This window comes from Mastigocoleus sp. MO_188.B34, from assembly GCF_030065675.1.
GTDB lineage: Bacteria > Cyanobacteriota > Cyanobacteriia > Cyanobacteriales > Nostocaceae > Mastigocoleus.
In genome coordinates, this window is sequence record NZ_JASJDK010000067.1 from 17,685 (window position 1) to 43,024 (window position 25,340).

General features: G+C 36.8%; 17 protein-coding genes, 1 pseudogene and 1 riboswitch. Of the genes and pseudogenes, 9 read left to right on the forward strand and 9 right to left on the reverse strand.

Annotated features, from left to right (window positions below):
* Positions 1-85: 85 nt before the first annotated feature.
* Complete coding sequence (locus tag QNJ50_RS16450; protein WP_300637107.1) at positions 86-1,762, forward strand: DUF262 domain-containing protein; 1,677 nt, start codon at positions 86-88, stop codon at positions 1,760-1,762.
* A 203-nt stretch (positions 1,763-1,965) separates the two neighbouring features.
* Here the strand turns inward: QNJ50_RS16450 and QNJ50_RS16455 are convergent, their stop codons facing one another.
* A complete protein-coding gene (locus QNJ50_RS16455; RefSeq protein WP_300637109.1) occupies positions 1,966-3,393 on the reverse strand; it encodes an FAD-dependent monooxygenase in 1,428 nt (475 codons plus the stop codon).
* 378 nt (positions 3,394-3,771) lie between these two features.
* On the opposite strand from QNJ50_RS16455, the gene QNJ50_RS16460 reads away from it, so the two are divergent.
* Entirely contained in the window at positions 3,772-6,129 is a 2,358-nt protein-coding gene (locus tag QNJ50_RS16460; protein WP_300637111.1) for an EAL domain-containing response regulator, read from the forward strand.
* 134 nt (positions 6,130-6,263) lie between these two features.
* Here QNJ50_RS16460 and cobW read toward each other — a convergent pair whose 3' ends face one another.
* The 3 genes from cobW to QNJ50_RS16475 form a co-directional block, all read right to left on the reverse strand.
* A complete protein-coding gene (gene cobW, locus QNJ50_RS16465; RefSeq protein ID WP_300637113.1) occupies positions 6,264-7,298 on the reverse strand; it encodes a cobalamin biosynthesis protein CobW in 1,035 nt (344 codons plus the stop codon).
* Between the two features lie 452 nt (positions 7,299-7,750).
* Positions 7,751-7,904, reverse strand: a riboswitch (cobalamin riboswitch).
* 384 nt (positions 7,905-8,288) lie between these two features.
* The gene (locus QNJ50_RS16470; RefSeq protein WP_300637115.1) at positions 8,289-8,594 is read right to left on the reverse strand and encodes a hypothetical protein; all 306 of its coding nucleotides are present in this window, start codon (positions 8,592-8,594) and stop codon (positions 8,289-8,291) included.
* A gap of 129 nt (positions 8,595-8,723) precedes the next feature.
* Complete coding sequence (locus QNJ50_RS16475) at positions 8,724-8,945, reverse strand: hypothetical protein (RefSeq protein ID WP_300637117.1); 222 nt, start codon at positions 8,943-8,945, stop codon at positions 8,724-8,726.
* 55 nt (positions 8,946-9,000) lie between these two features.
* On the opposite strand from QNJ50_RS16475, the gene QNJ50_RS16480 reads away from it, so the two are divergent.
* On the forward strand, positions 9,001-9,759 hold the full coding sequence (locus tag QNJ50_RS16480) for a hypothetical protein (RefSeq protein ID WP_300637119.1): 759 nt from the start codon (positions 9,001-9,003) through the stop codon (positions 9,757-9,759).
* A 56-nt stretch (positions 9,760-9,815) separates the two neighbouring features.
* Here QNJ50_RS16480 and QNJ50_RS16485 read toward each other — a convergent pair whose 3' ends face one another.
* Positions 9,816-10,961 carry a quinone-dependent dihydroorotate dehydrogenase gene (locus tag QNJ50_RS16485; protein WP_300637121.1) on the reverse strand — a complete coding sequence of 382 codons (1,146 nt, stop codon included), beginning with the start codon at positions 10,959-10,961 and terminating at the stop codon, positions 9,816-9,818.
* A gap of 341 nt (positions 10,962-11,302) precedes the next feature.
* Here QNJ50_RS16485 and QNJ50_RS16490 point away from each other — a divergent pair, with 341 nt between their 5' ends.
* From QNJ50_RS16490 to QNJ50_RS16500, 3 genes are all read left to right on the forward strand, one after another.
* Positions 11,303-14,191, forward strand: a complete 2,889-nt coding sequence (locus QNJ50_RS16490; protein WP_300637123.1) for an ATP-binding protein — start codon at positions 11,303-11,305, stop codon at positions 14,189-14,191.
* 364 nt (positions 14,192-14,555) lie between these two features.
* Positions 14,556-14,735, forward strand: coding sequence for a DUF2256 domain-containing protein (locus tag QNJ50_RS16495; RefSeq protein ID WP_300637125.1), 180 nt, complete (start codon positions 14,556-14,558; stop codon positions 14,733-14,735).
* 22 nt (positions 14,736-14,757) lie between these two features.
* Positions 14,758-15,711 (forward strand): isoaspartyl peptidase/L-asparaginase, encoded by a 954-nt coding sequence (locus tag QNJ50_RS16500; RefSeq protein WP_300637127.1) that lies wholly within the window; start codon positions 14,758-14,760, stop codon positions 15,709-15,711.
* Between the two features lie 92 nt (positions 15,712-15,803).
* Here QNJ50_RS16500 and glmU read toward each other — a convergent pair whose 3' ends face one another.
* Positions 15,804-17,180 (reverse strand): bifunctional UDP-N-acetylglucosamine diphosphorylase/glucosamine-1-phosphate N-acetyltransferase GlmU, encoded by a 1,377-nt coding sequence (gene glmU / locus QNJ50_RS16505; RefSeq protein ID WP_300637129.1) that lies wholly within the window; start codon positions 17,178-17,180, stop codon positions 15,804-15,806.
* 381 nt (positions 17,181-17,561) lie between these two features.
* Here glmU and QNJ50_RS16510 point away from each other — a divergent pair.
* Positions 17,562-17,720: pseudogene (locus QNJ50_RS16510) on the forward strand (RNA-guided endonuclease TnpB family protein); the annotation flags it as partial.
* Between the two features lie 12 nt (positions 17,721-17,732).
* Here the strand turns inward: QNJ50_RS16510 and QNJ50_RS16515 are convergent.
* Together QNJ50_RS16515 and QNJ50_RS16520 are read right to left on the reverse strand one after the other, a co-directional pair.
* Entirely contained in the window at positions 17,733-18,980 is a 1,248-nt protein-coding gene (locus QNJ50_RS16515) for a two-component system response regulator (RefSeq protein WP_300637131.1), read from the reverse strand.
* An 811-nt stretch (positions 18,981-19,791) separates the two neighbouring features.
* Positions 19,792-20,664 carry an MnmC family methyltransferase gene (locus QNJ50_RS16520; protein ID WP_300637133.1) on the reverse strand — a complete coding sequence of 291 codons (873 nt, stop codon included), beginning with the start codon at positions 20,662-20,664 and terminating at the stop codon, positions 19,792-19,794.
* A gap of 83 nt (positions 20,665-20,747) precedes the next feature.
* Here QNJ50_RS16520 and QNJ50_RS16525 point away from each other — a divergent pair, with 83 nt between their 5' ends.
* Positions 20,748-21,569, forward strand: coding sequence for a sulfurtransferase (locus tag QNJ50_RS16525; protein ID WP_300637135.1), 822 nt, complete (start codon positions 20,748-20,750; stop codon positions 21,567-21,569).
* Positions 21,570-21,813: 244 nt separating this feature from the next.
* On the opposite strand, the gene QNJ50_RS16530 is transcribed toward QNJ50_RS16525, so the two are convergent.
* Positions 21,814-23,577 carry a hypothetical protein gene (locus QNJ50_RS16530; RefSeq protein ID WP_300637137.1) on the reverse strand — a complete coding sequence of 588 codons (1,764 nt, stop codon included), beginning with the start codon at positions 23,575-23,577 and terminating at the stop codon, positions 21,814-21,816.
* 352 nt (positions 23,578-23,929) lie between these two features.
* Here QNJ50_RS16530 and QNJ50_RS16535 point away from each other — a divergent pair.
* A partial coding sequence (locus QNJ50_RS16535) for a FecR domain-containing protein (protein ID WP_300637139.1) occupies positions 23,930-25,340 on the forward strand: 1,411 nt, incomplete at its 3' end.

Sequence of the window (25,340 nt, forward strand, 5' to 3'; positions counted from 1 at the left end):
AGTATTTATACATATGTTTAAAGTCTTATTCATAACTAAAATAACAATTAATAAATCTCCTAAGATTCCATAGATAAATTTAGTTATGAAAAATCAAAAAGAAACTATCCGTAAGATAGTTACTTATCTCAACAATGAAGAAAACTATGGTGGGTTTTGGTTACCAAACATTCAACGTCCTTTTGTTTGGTCAGAAGAGCAAATCGAGCGACTATTTGACTCAATTATGCGTGAGTACCCTATCAGTACTCTGTTGGTTTGGCGAACAAATGCAAAAATCAAGTGTCGTAAGTTTATCGACCATTATAAACAAAGTTTGAAACTTTTTGATTTTTACATCCCAGAAAATAATCACACTAAATTACTGGTTTTGGATGGACAGCAACGCTTACAAAGTATGTTTATTGCCTTAAAAGGTAGTTACGAGAAGAAAGAATTATTTTTTAATATTCTCAGTGGAGACTTAGTTGCACCAGAAGATATACGTTATCAATTTAAGTTTTTTAATCCTGACACTGCTAAATTCCCTTGGATTAAATTTAAAAATATCGTTTTTAATTATGAGACATTTGATGAGATTGCCGAAATAATTATTGATGATAGTAATGCAGAATTAACTAAAAATGATAAAAAACATATCCGAAAAAATGTTGCTAGGATTGTTAAACAATTTTGTACTGTAGATTTCTTAACATATCAGGAACTTGATAGTGTTGATGATCCAGAAGTCTATAAAGAAGATGACGTTGTAGAAATTTTTATTAGAGCCAATTCTGGTGGAACTCAGTTAGGTAAATCAGATTTACTCTTTTCTTTGTTGACATCTAGTTGGGATGATGCAGATGAAAGATTGGAAAACTTAATAGATGAACTAAATAGAAGTGATTATAGCTTTACCAGAGATTTTATTTTAAAAACTTGCATTACCTTACTTGATCGAGGAGCCCAGTATAAGGTTAAGAAGTTCAGAGATGGAGATACCAAAATAGAAATTATCAAAAGCTGGGATAATATAGCCAATGCCATCAAAGATGTTAAAGATTTCTTACTGGGTAAAACTTTTCTAAGAACTGATAAAGCTGTTCCTTCTTACTTAGCATTAATTCCGATTATTTATTTTCGCTATCATTATCCAAAAAAATGGTCTAGGGTAGAGCAGTTAGACACCTATATTCTCAGAACTTTTATTAGTGGTGCTTTTAGCGGTAATCCCGATAGATTAATTGATAAATTAACCAGGAAAATTAAAGAAACTGAAAATTTTGATGTTAAACAATTATTTAGTGTAATTCGTGCAGATGGCAGAAATTTAGACATTACCCAACATAGTATTATAACACAGCATTACTCTTCTAAATACATTCACTTGTATTTTAACTTGTGGTACCAAGGATTTAACTATTATCCAGCTTATGAAGCAAATTTACCGCAGATAGACCATATCTTTCCTCAATCTCTGCTGCGTAAAGTTAAAACAATTAACCCTACCACAAGTTACAAAAATATTCTCAAATACAAGCAGTTTGAACGCGATCAAATCGCTAATTGCATGTTATTGACAGCCAAAGAAAATGGTGCTGGAGGGAAAAAAGATATGCCTCCTGAAGACTGGTTTCGTAACAAAGATGATAATTATTTAGATTTGCACCTAATTCCCAAAGACCCAGACTTATGGAAGTTAGACAACTACGAACAATTTATTGAAGCTCGGAAAAAACTAATTTTGGAAAAATTTAGTTTTATGATTCAAGCAGACAACTAAACGCTTTCAGTTTCTTTGCATGTCTTTCTCTGGATCTGAAGTATTGAGATAAGTTTGCACCATAGTAGCGACGCGATTCTGACACTTGCATATCGAAAGAATATTAATAAATTTACGAGAACAGAGAATGGTAAACGGTTATTGTACCCAGTGAAATACAATAGTTCCTATTCTCTGTTCTCGTAATAGCTCTTCTAAATTAATTAAGAAAGAACTTCTGTAGAAGTAGGTAAAGTCTCTGGGGAATTACCATTAATTTTCCTACTAATTATCTGTCCTAAAACTCCCAAAATAATTCCAGGCGCAAATAATGCCGCAGGTGGTTTAATCATATGTATGACTTCAAAAAATGTCCGATGTAATTTTGGCTGACGGGTAGATAATAAAATAACTTCATCCATATATTTGTGCATAAAACGAGTCATTCTGTCGGGTTTTCCACCCTCAGTACTTTCCCAACGACAATCATCACTGGTCGCCATTAACCACGGAGTTTTTAACACCTGAGCTAGCTGTTTTTGAAACTTTTTAGTTAATCCTTTAAGTGTATATTCGGAACGACTAAGCTGCTTTTGTAAGCATTTTTGTAGAGTTAAAGCCCCTAAAGCAGCAGTTGTCATTCCTTGACCATATATCGGATTAAAAGCACAAACTGCATCCCCGATGGTGACTAAAGCATCTGGCAAACGCGTTAATTTTTCATAATGATACCAGCAATTTTCTGTGCGGCGATAACCGTACACTTTGGAAATAGGTTTAGCATCTTTGATTAGATCATAAATCGCTGAATTACGTAGAGTACGGGCGTATTCTATAAAACCCTCGTCATTAGTAGGTGGGTAATCTCTAGCAATACCTGCCAAAGTTACAGCCCAACGATTACCTTCTGCAGGGACTAAAACTCCTCCTCGTTTATCATAGGGAGGTTTAGAGAGAACTCCTAAAGCTTGCCAACTTACTTCTAAATTTTGAGGACGTTCGTACCAACGAGTGCTGTAACCCAAAAAAGAATTGATCTCTGTTTTTTCTGGCGTCTGGTAACCCATTGATTTTAACCAATTGCGTGCTTGGGAATTACGCCCAGAAGCATCCACAACTAAATCTGCACTTAATTTTTCTTCTTTGTTCCGATCTAAGTAATATACCTTGACTCCCTTTACTTGAGAATTAGACTCATCACTTAGCAATCCCCGAACTTGAGTCTTTTCCAGAAACTTTATATTATCAAAACTCAAAAGACGACGATGTACCAACCATTCTAAAAATGCACGACTACAAGTGTGGGTAATCAAATTTGATTCAATATGCGGATGCCAACCCCAAAAACCAAAAAGTGCGTATTCTTTAGCCCAATCTATTTTTGGTGCTCCAGCTTCCTTTATCTCTGAATCTATCCCAGGAAATAATTTTTCTAAAATTCTTTTCCCTTGAGTAAGCAGTACATGAACATGATTTGCTTGAGGAACACCTGTACGGGTTTGGGGTTCTTGGGGTAAAGTATCGCGCTCAACTACAATTACACGAGCAAAATAATCTGCTAAAACCCTTGCACTTAAAAGTCCAGCCATGCTGCTGCCGATAACTATAGCAGTGCGATCGTTAATATTTTGCTGTGATATTGACGTGTGCATCTTATTTTACTAACCCAATTTGTAAAACTTGTAATCCGATCTTAGCGAGAATTACCCAAGCTTTACAGAAATTATTACGCCGTAAAGTGTGAAATATGAATTTTAGAACTGAAAAATAAAAATAGGAAACAATTTTGTAAACTCCAGGCTATTACTAGCTTTTAAGGCTTATTTTCTAACATTATAGAAACAATAATCAATTTTCACTTCAAGCCCTATCTAGCAAGTATTTGATATTTTCCTAAGCGTAATAATGATGAAATAAAATTAAAACAATATTAGTAATATCCAAAAATAATACAAGTATTTTTACTGGTTACTAGTTAATTCCGAGTCGGTTAAAACCCATAATATGGGTGAAAATAGATTAAGATTAACATGAATAACTTAGTAAATTCTCTACCACCTAAAATAATTTTAATAGTTGATGATAATCCCAATAATTTACAGCTTTTATCTCAATCTTTAAAAAAAGTTGGTTATAAAATTCTCATTGCTCAGAGTGGAAATAGAGCGATTGAAATTGCCAAAGTTAATCATCCCGACCTAATTTTATTAGACGTGATGATATCGAATTTTGATGGATTTGCTACCTGTCATCATTTAAAAAGTAACCCCAGCACCAAAGATATCCCGGTTATTTTTATGACTGCCCTAAAAGAAACCAAAAATAAAGTACAAGGCTTTAAATTAGGGGCGGTAGATTACATAACTAAACCGATTAAGGAAGAAGAATTATTAGCACGAATTGAAACCCATCTTTCCCTTCAGAGCTTACGTCAAAATTTAGCTCAAGATGCTGCTCAACAAAAATTACTAGGGAAAATTAGCGATCGCATTCGTCAATCACTAGATTTAAAATTAATCTTAGAAACTGCAACTGAAGAAATAAGAGCTTTCTTAGACTGTGACCTTGTTTGGTTGGCTCAAATAAACAATCAAAGCATATCGATTAAAGCCTATGCTTCTAGTGGTATTACCATTGATTTTGAAGAACAAATACCCTACGATTGCTTTCTCATAAATCTAAAAAATCATCAACATATCTGTTGCACAAATAATGTAAATGGCAACATATCTTACAGTAAATCCGATCTACAAAACAAAACTCATAAAATTGAAGTAAATAAAACAAAAAACAGAAAGCAGAAAATAGAAACTATCTTAGATGCGCAATCTTTGCTTAATCCTCAAGCACGATTAATAGCTCCAATCTTAATTAATGCGAATCAATCGGCAGATCCTGCTACTGTTAAAAATACCTTGTGGGGATGGCTAATTGCAGACCAATATAAATTGTCCCGACAGTGGAAAATAAGAGAGATTGACTTACTAGAAAAGTTGACAACCCAATTATCTATTGGTATTAAACAAGGATTACTTTACCAACAATTATCCAAACTAGCGATTGTAGATTCTTTAACTAATCTCTATAATCGTCGTTATTTCGACCAACAACTATATAAAGAGTGGTACAGGCTTAAACGCACCTCTTCCCCTCTGTCATTAATTATCTGTGATGTGGATTGTTTTAAAAACTACAATGATACCTATGGTCATCAACTTGGAGATGAATGCTTACAACAAGTAGCTAAAGCAATTGCTACCACAATTAAACGACCTGGAGATGTTTTAACTCGTTACGGAGGAGAAGAATTTGCTGCAATTTTACCCCACACACCCGAATCTGGAGCAATCAAAGTTGCCGAAGACATGAGGATTGCTGTTAAAGAATTAAATATCCCTCATCTTGATTCCTTAGCAAATTCTGTTGTCACCATTAGTGTTGGTATAGCTAGTGTAATACCCAACTGCGAAAATAATCCCGATCTGCTGCTCAAAGCTGCCGATCTATCTTTATATCAATCTAAAGAACGAGGTCGAGATTGTATTACTGTTTATTCAGACCCCATCTCTACCTTCAAAGAACGTCAAGAAAAAACTAAATGCTGGGTTAAACAACTTCGCCAAGCTCTCCAAGAAAATTTGTTTAGCCTCTATGCGCAACCCATTGTTCCTTTGGAAGTAGATGACAAAAAAAGATACTTTGAAATTTTATTGCGTCTTACAGATAAAAATAATGGAGTTATTTCCCCCAATGTCTTTTTAGACATAGCAGAGCGTAACTTCCTAATTACTGATATTGATACTTGGGTCGTTAATAATTTAATGGAAAAGCTTAGCAATTTTCATTCGGAGGGTGAATCTTCTGGAACTAACTTTGATTTGCAAAATTACCGCTTTTCCATTAATCTTTCGGGAGCATCACTCAATAGTGAATCTTTTCTAGAGTTTTTGTCACAAAAACTGACTGATTCCCATCTTCCTCCAGACTTATTCTGCTTTGAAATTACTGAAACTGTAGCAGTTTCCAATCTGAATAGAGTCTCAAAGTTTATTAAATCTCTCAAAAATCTTGGCTGCAGTTTTGCTCTCGATGATTTTGGTAAAGGTATGTCTTCTTTGACTTATCTAAAGAATTTACCTGTAGATTATTTAAAAATTGATGGCTCTTTTATCAAGGAATTGAATAGCAACAAAGCCTCAAAGGTGATGGTGGAAGCAATTAATCATATAGCCGAAGGGATTGGTCTCAAAACCATAGCTGAATTTGTCGAAAATCAAACTATTTTAGATGCTTTACGCAAATTAAAAGTAGATTATGTTCAAGGATTTCATTTAGGTCGTCCAGGAATATTGACGGATGTTTTATCCCATCCAATCCCTAATCCCTAATCCCCAGTCCCTAGTCCCCATATGCCGCTAAGAACGCGCGGCTGCTAACGTAGTGTACCGTAGGTATTGCGCCACGTTCGCGCAGCGCCTTCTCAGCGGCGGCACGCAGTGCTATCCCCAATCCCCAATCCCCGCTAATTCAAAATCGCTTTTTCTACTTTTGCTGCTTGAAGCTCCCGACCAATAAATACTAAACGAGTTTGACGAGGTTCTTCATCTAACCACATGCGATCGTAAAAAGAATCAAAGCGATTACCAACTCCTTGAAGAATCATCCGCATTGGCTTTTGAGGAACGTTAACAAAACCTTTGATGCGGTAGATTTCTTCTTGTTGCACTAACTCTTGTAGTTTATTAATCAAAATTTTTGGTTCAAATTCTTGGTCTAAAACAAATTCCACCGAGTTAATTCCATCATCATGTTCGTGTTCTTCTTCATGGTCGTGATGACTGGGACGACTATCGAGATTATCTTCAACTGCAGCATTAAAACCTAACAATAAATCGGTATTAATTTCTCCGCGATCGCAGGGTACAATTTTAATTCCTGATGGAACTTGCTTTTGTAATGATTCAGTAACTCGAGCAACAACAGCCTTATCAACTAAATCTGTTTTTGTTAATAAAACTAAATCTGCAAAAGCTAACTGGTCTTCAAATAATTCTTCGATGGGAGTTTCGTGCTCGATACTTTCGTCAGATTCCCGTTGTTTTTCCAAAGCAGCAAGATCGGTAACAAGATTTCCCATCGCTAAGGCTTGACAATCTACAACCGTGACAACGCCATCAACCGTTGCAGCATTACGAATTTGATGCCAGCGAAAGGCTTGGACTAAAGGTTTCGGTAAAGCTAAACCAGAAGTTTCTACAAGAATACAGTCAATACTATCTCGCCTCTCAACTAACTGTTGCATCACTGGATAAAATTCTTCCTGGACGGTACAGCAAAGACATCCATTATTCAGTTCAACAATATTAGTTTGTGGGTTTCCTTTTTCATCACAAACTTGACACCCACGTAAAATTTCGCCATCAATACCAACTTCGCCAAATTCATTGACTAAAACAGCAATGCGACGCCCTTGATTATTTTTGAGAAGATTGCGGACAAGAGTAGTTTTACCAGCACCGAGAAATCCAGTGATAACAGTTACAGGAATTTTATGCATTTTTAAGTGTTCGCGAAAAATTATTGACTCAAATTACAAAAAGTTAATTTATTCTCGTTTGGGGATTTACCAATTCAGCCCCATTTGTAGACGAGATAGTTTAGCGCCAGCACTGCGCTCTGAAGTATGTGTACATTTCTTCAGCTAACCGTATGCAAGAAGTCTCATCAAAGATGAGCGATAGTACAGTGTTTTTGAAAGTAGAACAAAATAACTAAGTTTTGTAGAGCAAGTAGAGCATAGATGTAGAAACAAATTTAAGAGGAAGTTTTTCAAGTAATTGTTTCTGCATCGATACTTTGAAACACAAAAAATTAATGTGCGTACAGATCTAATAACTTAAAATCTGCTTATCAAATGGGATACCCTCTGGGTATATATATTGGATATTTCTTTGATTTAATTGCAATAAAAATTGATTCGACATCATCTGTACCTCGCAGACCTTTTACCTGATTCAGAAAAAATACGGCGGGCATCCTGACTTAGAGACAAAGCTCTTGTTTTATCTCATCACAGTTGCGGGACAGTGTCGGATTTTCACCAATCTTTCCCCATTACCTCTGATAGCTGTTCCCTACCAGAACCGATATTACGTACCTACAGAACATAGCACAATATGAGTTAGTAAAGCTTTGGATTTTAGCCCCATAGGTAATATTTTCAAGATTTAGGGTTAATTAACGGCTGATAATTCAACAATTTATCCACCGCCGCGATCGCTCTCTAGGGTTAATGCACGGACTTAGTAGTTTTCGTGCAATGAAGGCTAACTAATTTTTTTGGTTTACCAAAATACAAACAATGATGAAGATCGTAAAACCGACATAAGAGAAAACAGTTAGCCAGTCTTGCCAATTAACGGGAATTTCTGCAAATAGATTTATCATTTAAATTAATTTTTATTTTTTGCTGGCGAATTATCGGTCCCTAATATCCATCAGCGATCGATAAAAACTATTTTTGAAATTTAAATTTATTTTTCAGGGTCTACTTTTTAAAATATTTGCATATCAGCTTACCCGCTCCATTTTCTTCAAATGGAACAACTTTACCATTACGCTGAATCTTGAATCTTCCGCGACAGTTGTATACTTCAACGGGTTTCTTCTCCCCATCAACACTAATTGCAACTCTGTAGTTCCAGTATCTTTTTGCACTACGTTGAATATTGAGAATACAAATCTCATGCCCATCATGATTACTGCACATTGCATCCTTGTTAGGAATGATCCCGAAAACGGGAATTCCCGAAAATAGAAAATGTATTGACAACAGTAAGGCAGTAAATTTCATTATAGTTTTGTTAAATTTTATATTCTGGTGTCATTAGGTTTGGGAACAGCGAAAGCTTTTATTTTTAGTAGCTTTATTTCCATAGGCTTCTTTATACTTAAACTACGACAAAAAGATACCTATTACAAATCAAGACTTACGTAAGATTTTAAAAATTATTTGAAATAAATTTCCCTCTAAAGAAGCATTTTTGCTTTTTTTCGCAAATTTTTGCCAAAATTTTCCTTTATCTTCGATGGATGCTATCCTTATATACCAGGCTTTTGAGAAATCATCAGCCCCAGTAGTGGTTGTCAAATAATTTTTTGGCAAATCAGCAAACGCTACAAACAAATGTCCAAAATTTTGCAAAGATAATATTATTTCTTAAATTATTTTCCAAACAAACCTCTTGGCAACGATGGGCATGAGTGAAAAAACGATAGAAGGTTACGGGAAAGGTTTTCTCGTTTTAATTTTGCCAATTTCGGTTGCAATTATTTTCTTTGTCAACACTTGGCGAATTTGGATAGTGCTTGTAGCACTATTAATTGGTTTGAGATTAATTCAGAGCTATCGATGGCAACAATGGTGTACAAAAGTTAATCCAACATTTCACCAGCTAGTTGAAAGCAACCAAGGCAGAATTACAACCATAGACTTAGCAATTAAGGGTAATTTTTCTGGAACAAAAGCAAAACGTTACCTGGATACAAAAGCCAGAGAATTTGGTGCCAGAATCGTTAAAGTTGAAGATGGCAATCAAGTTTATCACTTTATTACGGCTAAAACTTTGAGCAGTTTGTTGGATTCTAGCGAACCAGACGCAGAAGAATTTTCTGCTCCAGCGCTAAAATCAAGTACCCAGATTTTGGCAGAACTAGAGCCTAAAAAGGAAGTTAGTCATGCTGAAAGCTTGGTAAATGAAACCATCTCCGAAGAAACTAGCGTCGAACCAGAGCACCTACACACAGAAGATAAGAAACCTTTAGAAAAGCAGCTACTATTTGGTTCTTTAATTCAATCAGAGCTTGCTAAACGTTTAGGTGTGTATTCAAGTACTGTCTTTAAACGGCGAAACGATCCACAGTTTTCCGAATGGTCTCGTAATCGCGATCCTGACGGTATTGCTTGGACCTATTCTAAGGAAACTAAAGAATTTTTCCCTGTGGATGGAGAAGCATAGTTGTGTGTTCTAGTTCGGTAATTAGTTCCAAGCTAATTTTTTTTGGATTGATTACTCTAGATCGATTTTTGCTGTTTAACTTGCAAACCTACAGCTTCGGAGATGGAATTTAGTTGGTTTTGCTCTAATTTAACAAGCAAACCTTCAAGAATCTGACGTATCATCATTGGACCTTGATAAATCCAACCCGTGTAAACTTGAACCAAAGTTGCACCCGCTGTGATTTTCTCCCAAGCATCTTCGGCGTTAAACACACCACCAACACCAATAATCGGCATTTCACCTCCGGTTTGTTGGTAGATATATCGAATGACCTCCGTAGAGCGATCGCGTACTGGTGCACCACTGATACCGCCAGCTTCTTGCTGGGGTGAGTTACCAGTTCTCTCGATCGCTTGGGTTTTAAGACCTTCACGACTAATGGTAGTGTTTGTGGCAATAATTCCAGCCAATTCAAATTTTTGTACCAGGGAAATAATGTCGGCGATCGCTTCCCATTCCAAATCTGGAGCAATTTTAACAAAAATTGGTTTGCGTAGAGAATTTTCTGCTCGTAATGCAGTTAAAATGGAAGCTAAAAATGAGGCGTCTTGAAGTTTTCGCAAGCCGGGAGTATTAGGAGAAGAAACGTTAACAACAAAATATTTCCCGTAATCTTTGAGTAGACGAAAACTATTCAAATAATCATCTGCAGCATCTGCGAGTGGTGTAACTTTTGATTTACCTAGATTTATTCCTATAGGAATAGAACAACTATTAATACCAATAGATTTTAATCTTGTTGCCATTGCTTCTGCACCACGGTTATTAAAACCCATTCGATTCAAGGCTGCATAATCTAAAGGCAAACGAAACAAGCGAGGTTTAGGATTACCCGGTTGTGCTAAATATGTTACTGTTCCTAGTTCTGCAAATCCGAATCCAAAGTGAGACCAGATCGTAGCAGCAACACCGTCTTTATCAAAACCTGCAGCTAAACCCATGGGATTAGGGAAATGCAGATCAAATAAATTTTGTTCTAGCTTCCGGTCCGAAACACATAAATTCTTTTCTAAGCTACGAGCGATCGAGCTTACACCTACAATATGACGATTTTGCTCCAGCCAACTCAAACTACTGAGGGTTGATGAGTGTAACTGTTCTGGGTCAGCTTTAAGGAGGTTAAATAAAATTGGGCGAACTAAAGATTGATAGATGTTCAAGGTGATTGGGGATTGGGGATTGGGGATTAGGGATTAGGGATTGGGGATTAGGGATTGGGGATTAGGGATTAGGACGCATCTCGACAGATGAACGATAAGTAGGAATTCGTTCCAAAGGTAGCGAAGAAGATGATAGATAGCTAGAATCTGCGGCGTCGACGGATCGATCCGTAGGTAGCGCAGCTATAAGCCTTTAGCGTAGGGGAGATGATGATTAATGTAGATTATCTTCCCCTTCCCAGTCGCCAGTCGCCAATCCCCAATCTCCAATAAAATTTTATCGATTGAGATGCTTTTATGGGAACCCTATATATTAACAAGGTATTTCGACTTAAAGCCGGATGGTGCAGCTAAACAAGATTACCACCGAACAAAAAATTCTTTCTCTAGGACGTATTCTCCAAAATTTAAGGGAAGAAGACAACGTTGATGCTCTAATTGAAAAAACTATTTCTTTTTTTCAAGAGTATTTTCAATACAGCCTAATTTGGGTTGCGCTTTACGACCGTTTAAACCATATTTTATTTGGTAAAGGCGGCATTACTCCGGGAAACGAAACCAACATTTTGCGGCAAAGACTGGTGCTGAGTCCTGGAGATTTATTAGAGCAAGTCACAATTGAACAACGTCCCTTAGGTGTGGCTGATTTAAGGCTGGAGACTAGAGCTGAGGGATGGCAAGAATTAGCCGAAAAACATAATCTCAAAGGAACAGTTATCTTACCAATTCGTTATCGTGACTGTTGTTTGGGTGTCGTTTTAATGGCATCGGAACGCTGGGGATACCTACTTTCTTCAGAGATAAAAGTCATGCTGATGACTATCTTAGGCGAGTTGGGAAGCATACTTTATCATCATGAATTAGATTTATTTCACAAGCAAACCAAGCATACAGATGAACCATTATTGGAATTATTGCAAAGTTTACCAAATCTGAACAATCTCGAACAAAGGCTAGAAGCAGTAGTTCATACTACCCATGATTTTATTTCACCTAGCCGCACGAATATTTACTGGTTTGAGCGTAAAGGTAATTATTTCTGGAAGCGAAAAAGAAACCAAGGGAAAAAATTAGGTTTAAATGCTTTAAATAAACGTGGAATTTCGGCGCAGACGCAAATCAATGCTCAAGATTTTAATGACTTTTACTATACATTGTCAGGCGGTCACACAATATTTATCGGTGACGGTAAAAGTTCCTTAAATAGCTATTCAACAACTAAATTATTACAACAACTACAAGCACGAAGTTTATTGGCTGCTCCGATTATTTGGCAAAAAGAATTATTAGGTTTTTTGGCGGTAGAAAATAAGGAACCTCGAATTTGGGTAGAAGCAGAGCAAAATTTTATTAAATGTGCTGCAGGACTAATTTCCTTAACCGCGCCAGTTGACTCAATGGAAAATACCATTCAACAGGTGAAGGAAGATGCGCGCATTACTAGAGGAATGCTACAAGGAATTTATCAAGAACAAGACATTCAAGATATTCAAAAAATTTTCAGTGATGCTGCGTCAACTATATTAGGGCGACTTGACGCTAATCGGTTTTTAGTGTTGCAGTTAAATCCTGAACGGGATTGTTATCAAATTCTTTACCAAGGTCAAAGAAAACATCAGCGGCTTTTGCCTTTAAATACTACCTTTGAAGCTCTCAGGGAAGTAGACCGACAACTTTTGGAATATGAAAAACTGGCAGTAGGAATTGAAAATTTAGAAGAAGATTTATGTTTATTTAACTGGCGCACGACTTTACTTTCCCAGGGCGTGCGATCGCTATTAATTGCGAATTCTACTCCCAACCGCTTCCCCAATACATTACTGATAGTAACCACTGACATAAACCGTTATTGGTCTAACCTAGAAAAAGAATTAATCCAAGCAGTTAGCCGACAAATTGGCACAATTGTCAGACAATGGCAGTTAAATCAATCAAATCAACAACAACAGCAATTTTTAGATGGTTTAGGCAAATCTTTGGGTCTTTTAGGAAAAACCCAAAATATCCCAATATTAGGTGAAGAACTAGAAGAACAAACATTAGAAAAAATAGGAATGGAGCAAATAGCTTCTTTTCTTGATGCTCCTTTAGTATTATTACTCTCTTGGATGCCAGGGGAAGAGATTGCAAAGATTACTCCTGGAGTAGTTCTCAATAATAAATTTGCGATTTCTCAAGATGCGATCGTTCCTCGCAAAACAGAGGTTTTAATTGAATTGGCATTAGGGAATGAAGGTATGCTTAGCCTGACCATTGATAAGCTACCTGAGGGTACCAAAAAATGGCTTCATGGTTCCGATATTGGAGAAATTTTGATTATGGCATTAAGCACAGGAGGGGGACGAGAACCCTCAGGTGTTTTAGTGATCGCAGATCGGCGAGGACGTCGGTGGTCAAAACAAAGTCTTGATGCCATAAATATATTAATTCGGCAATTAGCATGGTCGCGACGTCAGCAGCAAATAACTCAACTACTAGTAGCCAAAACTGAAAATTTACAACAACTAAATTGGTACAAACATCGACGTTTAGAAGAAAATCACAGAACTGTAGCAGCACTACTTGGACAAATAAAAGAATTGAAAATGAGTGGTAATGAAGTCACCCATATACGTTACCAACAATTACTTTGCCAATTAGAGCAAGCAACAATGTCAGCCAACAAAGCGATCGTTCAAGAACAATGGGATTTAATGTTTGGTCCAGGGAAAATACCCATGGCTAGTATTCTCAAGCGTTCCTTGGAAAGAGTTGATAGTTTGCTCAAACAAAAAAAATTATGGATCGGCGTACATGGTTTGGGAAAACAGTTTGAAGAGAATTCTTCAACCCAAACAAAAACTGAAAACTATCAATCTTCGCCTCAATCCTTAATCGTTGCTGGCGACACCATGAAAATAGAATTAGCAATCTATGAAATTTTGCTTACTGTATGCGATCGCTCTATTACCGATGGCAGAATTGATATTTGGTGTCGTCCGATCGATGAAAAACATTTGGAAGTATCAATTACAGATAATGGCAGTATTGAGGAAGGACTATTAGAAGAATTAGAAGGAAAAACAGTATCAGATATCCTTGCTCCTTCTAAAACTAAATATCCCCCAGGCTTACATTTACAAATTTGCCAAAAATTAATCCAGCAGTTGGGGGGAGAATTACATTTCTATCAATTAGCGGATAGTAGGTTAGTTAGTCGCTTAGCTTTACCTTTAGCTACTAAAGATTAAAAACTGCTACTTTTTACATTTACCAAATCCCAAAATCACCTTGGGTTTAATGAAAAAAATGAAGTAGAACCCTAACATCAAAAGTAAACACATTCCTAAAGAAACTTTCGGGTCTCTAGATTTGAGCTGTAGCAAAGCTGTTGAAAAAGGTATATCTGTTCCTTACCGAATATACTTATTTTCAGACAATAATGTTTTTACGTTAGGAATTCATCACCAAATCAGCGAAGACAACTATATGGCGAGTTGTTTTTCTAATCAATTCGGTTTTCTGAGGAGAAAAAACCTTATATTATATCTTCTTAAGTAGTTATAATTAACTTCCACCCCACTATTATTCATATTTGATAAATCCAGAATCAATATGGGACGTTCTCGTTCTAAATCTGACTTACCGGAAAAAATCTGTCCGGTTTGTCAACGCCCCTTTTCCTGGCGAAAGAAATGGGAAGACTGTTGGGATGAAGTTAAATACTGCTCGGAACGTTGCCGTCGTCGTCGTTCAGGAGCTAAAACAAAAAACAACGATACAAACTCTATTTAGATATCAACAGTAAAAAACAGAAATGAAACCAAAGGTGCAACCAAAGTTAATTATTCACGGTGGGGCTGGAAGTTCCCTAAAAAGTAAAGGCGGAGTTGAAGTCATACGTCGAACTCTTCATCAAATCGTAGAGGATGTTTACACACTGTTAGTATCAGGAGCCTCTGCAAATGAAGCTGTTGTGAGAGGCTGTCAATTGCTGGAAGATGAACCCCGATTTAACGCTGGAACTGGCTCGGTACTCCAATCAGACGGACAAATTCGCATGAGTGCTTCTTTGATGGATGGTACATCCCAAAGCTTAAGTGGCGTAATTAATGTTACTAGAGTTAAAAACCCAATCAACTTAGCTAAATTTTTACAAACTTCTTCCGACCGCGTGCTTTCGGATTATGGTGCAGCAGAACTGGCACGAGAATTACAAATTCCTAGTTACAATGCTTTGACTGAATTACGCTTGCAAGAGTGGTTACTCGAAAGACAAGATAATTTTCAACGTTCCATGGCTGGAGTTGTTGCCGAAGAAGAATTGGTAGCTAGTGAAACTGCCCGACGTGGAACTATCGGTGTAGTTGCTTTAGATACTAACGGAAGGTTGTCTGTAGGTACTTCCACTGGAGGTAAAGGCTTTGAGCGGGTTGGTCGTGTTAGCGACTCTGCAATGCCAGCAGGTAACTATGCTAATAAATATGCCGCAGTTAGCTGTACTGGGATTGGAGAAGACATTATTGATGAATGCTTAGCAGCTAAAATCGTCGTACGCGTTACCGACGGAATGACTCTAGAAAAAGCTATGGAACGTTCATTTGAGGAAGCAGAAGGACGTCAGCGAGATTTTGGCGCGATCGCCCTTGATGCTAATGGAAAAATAGCTTGGGGTAAAACCAGTCAGACTCTCTTAGCGGCTTATCATGATGGGAAAAGTATTGGCGATACTCTTGAAGCTACCAAAGAAGTGCAAACAGTTTGTTTATAGAAAAATTTGTTTGTAGAGAAATTTGTTTGTAGAAAAAAATATAGAATTTCTAGAGACGTAGCACTGCTATGTCTCTATTTTTAGTTGGATGTCTATTTTTGTAGTTGTGGAGTCTCTGGTTTGTTTTTAATATTCCAGTCAGATTTAACTTCTTGGCGAGAACGAGCAATCGCCAGGGAATTATTGGGAACATCCTTTGTAATAGTTGAACCTGCTGCTATATAAGCATTATTGCCAATACTAACGGGTGCAACTAATACACTATTAGAACCAGTACCGGTGCGATCGCCAATAATAGTACGGTGTTTGTTAAGACCATCATAATTAGCAGTAATTGTACCAGCACCAATATTTACCTGGCTTCCAGTACTAGTATCGCCAAGATAGGAAAGGTGAGCAACATTAGTATTCTCACCTAATGTCGTCTTTTTAAGTTCAACAAAATTACCAATACGGCACCCTGCAGCAACTTCTACATGATTGCGGAGGTGAGCATAAGGACCAATTCTTGTACCATCTTGAATTGAACTATCAGTAATCACTGAATACTGAGCAGTTACATTTTTACCTAATTTACTATTTTCAATTAAACTTCCTGGACCAATGCGACAACCAGCTTCAATTTTGGTGCTTCCCCGTAAATGAGTTTGGGGTTCAATAATTACATCTGATTCTAATTCTACTGTTTCATCAATAGTGATGCTACCGGGATTAACCATTGTCACACCAGCAGCCATCCACTTTTCTTTTACTCGTCTTTGTAAAATTTCATATGCATTAGCTAGTTGCAAGCGATTGTTGATACCAAGAATTTCTTGACTATCCTCTATATCAACAGCCATTACGGGTGCAACTTTAGTGACTGCATCTGTAATATAGTATTCTTTCTGAGCATTATTTGCTTCTAGATGAGGTAATACACGAGCTAAATCTCGCCAACGAAAGCAGTAAATTCCTGCGTTAACGCGACAATTTTTTTTCTCATCTAGAGTACAGTCTTTATCTTCAACTATTTTTTCTACAATATTTAAACTATTACAGAAAACTCGCCCATAACCTTTAGGGTTTGAGAATTGTGCAGTGAGTATTGTTGCAGCATTCTGATATTTTTGGTGAGTTTCTAATAAATTCTCGATCGTTTCACTGCAAAGCAATGGAACATCGCCGTTTAACACTAATAAATCCCCATCGTACCCTTCCAAGTGAGGAAGAAGTTGTTGAATAGCATGTCCGGTACCCAACTGTTGTGTTTGTTCAACAAATTCTAGGTCTGAAATTGGTTTCATAGCTATTTTAACTTCTTCAGCCTTATAACCAACTATTGCTATGCGGCGTAATGGTGAAAGTGGTTCAACACTATCTATTACTCTTTCTAAAAGTGATTTGCCTCCCAAAGAATGCAAAACTTTGGGCAGGTGAGATTTCATTCTAGTTCCGCGTCCTGCCGCTAAAATTGCTACAACTACCATAATTTAGCTATCGGCTATCTGTAAATTACTATGAATGCTCGACATCAATTAAGACTTCGGCCCAGATCATAGCAGCTCATTAGATTAACCCGAAACCTTAGTAGTTTACAATTATTAAAAAATCTTATAAAGATTCCAAACCGTTCGATATTTTAAAATAATAGTATTTGCCATGAAATCTAAGACCAAATTTCCTGCAATATCCTTGTAGCACTACGCGCAATTCAATAGCCTAAAGTCGAAAGCTCATAACTTGCAAGATTTATTGATGTCTTCAGCTTACTACGTAATTCCATAGTGTATCAAAATAACTAGACTAAATAGTTGTATTGATTTTTATAGCCTTGGAGCACAAAACCCACTTCTTCTAGGGTTGGGATAGACAGAGATGTGAATGCCAGTATTAATATTCTTAAACGAGGACTAAGTACTGTGGGGCACACAGGAACTTACGCTTGGGGAGATTTGCCCTCTTGGGCAGTTGGTGCAAGCCTGCTGTCTAATGGCGAGTCACCGAACCAAGAATCCCACAGCCTTTAAGGCGTGGGAGTGTCAATGCTTTTCACAACAATTAATAAAATCAGCAAAAAGTTTTATAAGCTCTGGATTTCGCCATCCTTTTTCTGTTTCTTCTTGCATTACTTTGAGTGCGTCAATTGGATTATAAGCCTGCTTATAGGGTCGTTCGCTTGTTAAAGCATCATAAATATCAATTACTTGAAATACCTGTGCTAGATAGGGAATTTCATTTCCTTTCAAAGCATCAGGATAACCAGAACCATCCCAACGTTCGTGATGATGACGAATAATTGGGATAACTCCACGCATACTTCTTAAGGGTTGACAAATTTTTTCTCCAATTAACACATGTCCCCTCATGATTTCCCATTCATGAACTGTTAATTTTCCTTGTTTCAATAATACAGCGTCAGGAATTCCAACTTTACCAATATCATGAAGATAACCACCCCACATCAAATCTCTAATTTGATGGCGAGGCAAATTTAAATATTCTCCAAATGCTTGACCGAGACTAACTAAACGTTCACAGTGATCGCCAGTATTAGGATCGCGACTTTCTATTGCTCTGGCAATAGAAAATAAGACTTTTTCCGCATGATCTAAATCTTCATTTAAACGTTTTTGATGAACCAAGGATTTTACTCGAGCAGCTAACTCTACTCGGTCGAAGGGCTTAGACAAAAAATCATCAGCGCCGACTTCAATTCCGCGAATGCGAGAGCGCCGATCGTTAAGTGCTGTAATGAATATCACCGGAATTAACCTGGTTTGTTCGTCTTGTTTGACGATTTGACAAACTTCAAAGCCATCCATCTCCGGCATCATCACATCCAGTAAAATTAAATCTGGTTGTTTGTGATTAACTAAATCTACAGCAGTTGCACCACTTTCCGCCTCGATAACTTGATATCCTTCCATTGCCAATAAGGCAACAGCAGTCATACGACTAGCGGCATTATCATCAACTACTAAAACTTTTGGTGCATCTACTTCAAAGGCATTCACTGTCAGACCTTTGGCTTGTAAATTTGTTGCAAGAATTGAATCATAAATATACTTAACATGAGGGTTATTTTCTATGTCAGAAAATTCTCCTTTCTTTTCTAGTCTTTGTTCTTCTGCTAAGTCTGGTTGAGATAATTCGGAAGAATAATTTTCTAAATTTTCTAAACCTAGGACTGTGGGGTCTGAATCAATAGTATTATCTTGAATCAAAAAATTTGACTCATTAATATTTTCCTCATTAGGAATTCTATAATTGGACTTCCATTGAATCACAAAGGTGCTCCAATATCTTAAAAACGGTTAACGGTAAAATCTAAAAAAGAGTTGCTAATAAATTGAATAACTATATTTAAAGAATTTTTATCAAACATTATAACAATGCATGTTTATACTTTTGAAAGCAAGCAAATATTCTATGTGTTTTTATGAGAACAGATTTGTGGAAATACAAAAAGTGCAAATTTAAATAATACTTTTCATCTTGTAATCCAGTATGAGGAATTTTTGCAAAGGTTAAATCAGGTTTTTTACGGAAATTTATTAGCATAGAATAATTCCGATAATATTTCACTGTTTAAGTTCAAATAAAACTCAAACTCTTTTAACACATCAACAAGTTTTTAGCTGCTTTTCTGATGTCTATTATGATATTACTTACCGGCAATATGAAACTATTATTAAATAGTCATTGCAGTGATATATAACTTGTTTATTTTGTGATATGCATCACAAAATAAAATGCACTATTTGTTTTAAAGGGATCGAAAATAGGGAATGAGGTAATAGACGTTGATGATTAATGTATTTCCCAGTAGGATAAATCATTAATCCAGTTCAAAGCTTGTTTCTTTCTCAAAATAGTATTTAACACAAAATACTGCACGCGAAGTTATTGAGTCTGGTTGCAGCAAAAACCAACACAGCTATTGGTCGAGAAAAGCCAGTACAAAATATCTTCCTTTCCTTGACTCCTGATGTTTGTGAGGTTCTAAGTTAGTATAGCTGGTATAGTTCAGTATTAGCTACATATTATTAGTAAATAAATTTACTAAGCAGAATTGAGCGCAAGTACATTATTCTCTTACTATCTTGATTCCCACCGCTTGCGCCAATGAGAAGTAGGTTCTAATTTTGAGGTTTTTTGTTCTTCCTGTCGTCTTTGAATAATAATGTTTGCAGAATCTGTTAATTTTGGATCGCGGTAAGGTATGCTAGCCCGAGTCAGTAAATGCTCTTGTTCCGATTGAGATAAAGGTGATAATTCTACAGCCTCACTGAGAGTTGCAATTGTTCCGGGAGTTCGTCTACCAACTGGTGCAGTTGAACCTACTTTTAATTGGGCTACTTTCATCGCCATACGCACAGCTGCAGCACAAGAATAAGTTGCGAGTAAACCGTCAGTTTTTAAGCATTTAGACACTAGGTTAATAAATTCAATAGTCCAAAGTTGAGGACATTGGGGTGGAGAAAAAGGATCCAGAAAAATTGCATCGGCGCGAAAACCCGAACTATAAACATTTTGAATTGAGGATCTAGCATCATCAATTAGTAATTGAGCGTGAAGATTTTGTCTGTGGGCTTCTTGTTTAACTGCAATTTCGGTCAAAATATCTGTATATTCGTAATTCCAGTTGTCAAACAAATTATGAGCAATCGCAACTTGTGGTACAGAAGTATTTATTTCTAAAGCAATAATCTCAATTTTACAGTTTGGGTTAATCTGCCAAATTGTTTGTAAAGCTGCTGCAGTGTTATATCCCAAGCCATAACAAATATCTAATATTTTTAATTGCGAACGATGGGCTTTTCGATCCAATAATGTTGGTTGAACGAATTTTAAAAAACTTTCTTGGCGAGCTCCATAATGGCTGTGGAAAGATTCATCAAATTCTGTGGAAAAGAAAGTGAAAGAACCATCTCCTGTAATTTGGGGTGTAAAACATTCTTGTTCTGACATGGGTACAAAAAATTGATAATAGTAAATATTAACTAGACATATTAATTAGAAACCTTAATTGCAAAATAACCAAAATATTTGTGATGAGTAGTGATCGATTTGTTGTTTCTTGTGAATGGCTATCAAAACATCTCGAAGACCCGGATGTTGTAATAGTAGATTGTCGTTTTTCCCTACCCGATCCCCAACTAGGACGAAAGCAGTACCAAACTTCCCACATTGACGGAGCTTACTACTTGGATTTGAATGAAGATTTGTCTTCTCCAGTGAAAGAACATGGTGGAAGACATCCTTTACCAAATATTACGGAGTTAGCTAATAAGTTATCCAAGATGGGGGTAAACTTCCAAAAAACATTGGTGGTAGCCTATGATGACTCCCGTTTAGCTTTTGCTTCGCGCTTGTGGTGGTTGTTGCGCTACTTGGGACACGATCATGTCGCTGTACTCAATGGTGGATTTGCTGCGTGGGATAAAGCTGGTTATCCTTTGACAGAGAAAATTCCTCCTATTGAGCAAGCTAAATTTGATCCCCAAATCCAGTCAAACATAAAAGTCGATATTAATGGGGTGAAAAATCGTAAAAATTTACCAGGAGTAACTTTGGTAGATTCTCGGGATCGCGATCGCTATGAAGGAATTAGAGAACCAATAGATAAAATTGCTGGACATATTGATGGCGCAGTTAATTATCCTTGGAAAGAAGTAACAGATGAAAATGGTTATGTAATTCCTCAAACAGAACTACGTCGTCGATGGTTAGATTTAGAGGGTAAGGAAGAAATTTTGGTTTATTGTGGTTCTGGTGTTACTGCTTGTGTGAATTTACTCTCGCTAGAACTCGCACAAATCCATACCGGTAAACTTTATGCTGGTAGCTGGAGTGATTGGATTTCTTATATGTAGTTAACAGTTACCAGTTACCAGTTACCTGGTTAATGCGCAATACTTACAGTACGCTTGCTTACGCTAGCCGCTAACCGCTAGGCGCTAACAGTTACCAGTTACTAGTTGATGTACTATTTACACTCACGTGTACCACTGCGATATCTACGGAACGGAGTCACTAACAGTTATTAGTTAAACTGTTACTAATCTCTAGTCACCAATTCCTAGTTCTAAAATTTACCTAAATTAAAACTTACCTAAATTAAAACTTACCTAAATCTAAGTTGTAATTAATACTGAAAAACCAACCATCAAAGTCAATATTATCTTGGGTTGAACTACCAAGAGAAATTCCTGTCTGTAGGCTGAGATTGCTATAGTCAGACATTTTATAGTTGAGACTAGCTAGGAATCTGTGGTAATTGTCTTCCCGTATACGTTCGGTAAAATCTGAGTAGTTGAACTGATAACCCAAACCAACTTGCAAAGGTTTTTGTAAATAATAATTCAAGAAAATTGAGAGATAATTAATAACACGATCCCGCTTCCTGGGAATATCAGTTAAACTTACACGCAATTCATAAAAGCTATCTAACATTAATTTTTTACTTAATGGATCTCGTCTTCCCAAAGACAAGCGGAATGCATTTTCATTCAGAAATTTTTCTCCCGACCCAATATTGTAGCGATCGCTATCTCTGGCATAAAATAACTGCTGGTTTCTCCAACCAATTTCTGCATACATTTTTGGACTAAGTCGTTGGAAAATTCCTAGATTAAATCGAAGCTGGTTATAGTTAAAATCCGTTTGATCCATGTAGCGAAATATATTGCCATCGATAGATCCTCGCAAGTAAGTTTTACCCCCGATTCGGAGGGGAAGGCTTGATAGTGTAAGTCCCGAATAAAATAGACCATCTGATTGTGGATCTACCTCTGCAGAAAAAATATTACTTGTCTGAAAATAACCAAAGCGGGCTAACAAATAACCTACAGGCTTAAATTTTGCTACTGGTTGTTCTGGTATTGGTAATTGTTCTAGTGGTCTTTCTAAGACTCTAACAACTCCTAATTCAGTATCAGAATCTGTATCTACGCCATTCTTTACATCTTTCTTACTACTTGAATTTGCGGACTGTTGTTGTTGATTTATTTCTAATACTTGTAATAGCCTTTGAATTTTTTTATTTCTTTTAGATTCTGTTGTATTTAAATTTTTTTCTATTTCTGCGGGGGATGGATTGCTGTCAATATTCGCTGCTTCACCTTCTACTGGTGGTGGGTCTACTATTTGAGAATTTTCGATTTGAGAATTTTCTGGGGTTGGATTGGGATTTTCCTCATTTTTAACTGGTGATTCTACGGGAGTTTGTGGTGGTGATTCAGTTGTCTGGGAAAGCAAGTAAGGGAACGAGGTTGGTAAGTAACTCTGATTATTTTTGTATAGCTGAGAATCTTCTTGGATAAATTGATTGACTGGAATTTGACAAAATTGCAAAGCATTTATGCTTTCAAGTTTCCCAAACTGACTTTCACGGTCAGACTTTTTTTTAAACTCAGTATTTATACAGTTATAAATCAATTTAATATCAGTATTTTTTGTTTTATGTTCTAAATCAATTCCCTCAGTAACAGCATCAACAATTGAAGCGTTTCTCAATCGAGATTTTAAATTAAATTGGTCTATGGGACCTACTGAATGCACTAAAAATTTTGTATTTTTGAGTAGAATTTTCTTTGGGAATTTTTCCTCTTTGGGGAGTATTTCTCGAGAATAACGCTGTGGATTTAATACATCATTTTTTTGTTCTACAATATCATGCTGGTATTGATTACATGTATAAGTTTTTTGTAACCTAAATTGAGAAAGTGCTATATTTGGGTTCGTGCAGACTTGAATTTGATTGCCCATATACAGACTTGTTTCATTTGCTGAAGCTGCATTTGGTTGTATAACAAAGCTTAATACTCCATTGGCAGTAATAAGAATTGGTAACCAGGAATTTTTTTCTTTCTTGGTTCGCATACTTAGTAGTTTGTACTCACAAAAAAAGTATATTTTTAAACTATACTTCCAATATAAAAATCTAATTTATCAGAAGTTTAGTTTTTTGTTGCCATTCTCGTACTCAGTTTTTCAAAAATCAAGCAAAAATAAAAGTGACAAATAATACTTTTTGTCAAATTGTGCGATTCTGTATTGTTACTTGTGAAAATAACTAATAAATTTATTATGTTGATATTTTGAAAAGTTTTTAAATAGTCAGCGTAATCACTTATTAATTTTGTTATAAATAGTGTCAGGGGAAAAGCTATATATAGGATCCGCATCTAACTGGTTTGAGTATCAGTTAAAACATTAAGGTTCCCAGATAAATATGTTTTGCAAAATATTTTCAATTTTAATTCTTGGTGCATGGGGAGTGACACTTCTACCTTTTTCTGGGGTAGCCCATGCTAAGGTTCCGTTGACAAAAGCAGAAATCCACAAGCTTCGGAATCTAGTGCAACTCAGGTTAAAAAAACAACCTTGGCGCAAAGCACGCATAACAGATCGCATGATACCCGGAGATAGTCTATCTACGGGTAAAGCTTCCCTAGCCGATTTACGCTTTAATGATGGCTCTCTCGCAAGGGTAGGAGAGCGGGCTATATTTCGTTTCCTACCGAAAACAAGGCGTTTCTTTCTTTCCAACGGTACGGCTTTATTACTTATTCCACCGGGTAGGGGAGGAGCACGTATTCGCACCCCGAATGCTGCTACTGCAATTCGTGGTTCCGCATTATTTGTACGTTACGACAAAGTAACAGATACTACTATCGTCGGAGCATTAACAGATAGTGGGATTCAAGTATCTAATAAAGATGCATCACAAACTCACGGGTTAGCTGCGGGTCAGTTATTAGTAATAGTTAAAGACAGAATCGCAGGCTTGTATGATTTCGATCTAAGAACATTTTATGAGACTAGCGAGTTGGTACAGGGGTTGGATCTAACAAACTCCACAGTACCGAATCCAGACCCAGCGATCGCTAGCGTTCAAGCTGAAACTACAGATGCTCTAGCTAAGCAAAAGCCTTTGATTAGTGCAAAGGTTGAAAAAAATCCATCTTTTATTAAATTAAGTACTCAAAATCCTAGGAAAACAACAGTAAGTCCAATTACTCAAAGTCAACAAGCTGTAGATGTAATAGATGCATCTCAAGTAGGGTCAGGAGTTAGAAGAAATAATCCAAATTTTCCAAGCAATAATAACAAACCTGTAACTCAACCTTCAACAGATCTCTTACCTGCAACACCTGTTGCACCGGTTACTTCAACACCGGCAACGAAACCTGAACCGATAAAATCACCATCATCAGGACCAAATGTAATAATTAGGACTAACCAGCCAACACAACCTCAACCTGCAACTCCAACTCCACGAACGCAGGAAATTCCTTCACAACCTCAACCTGCTACTCCAACTCCACCAACTCAGGAAATTCCTACACAACCCGAACCTGCTAGTCCTGTAACTCCACGAACGCAGGAAATTCCTTCACAACCTCAACCTGCTACTCCAACTCCACCAACTCAGGAAATTCCTACACAACCCGAACCTGCTAGTCCTGTAACTCCACCAACTCAGGAAATTCCTACACAACCAGAGCCTGCTACTCCCGTAAATCCACCAACTCAGGAAATTCCTACACAACCAGAGCCTGCTACTCCCGTAACTCCACCAACTCAGGAAATTCCTACACAACCAGAGCCTGCTACTCCCGTAACTCCACCAACTCAGGAAA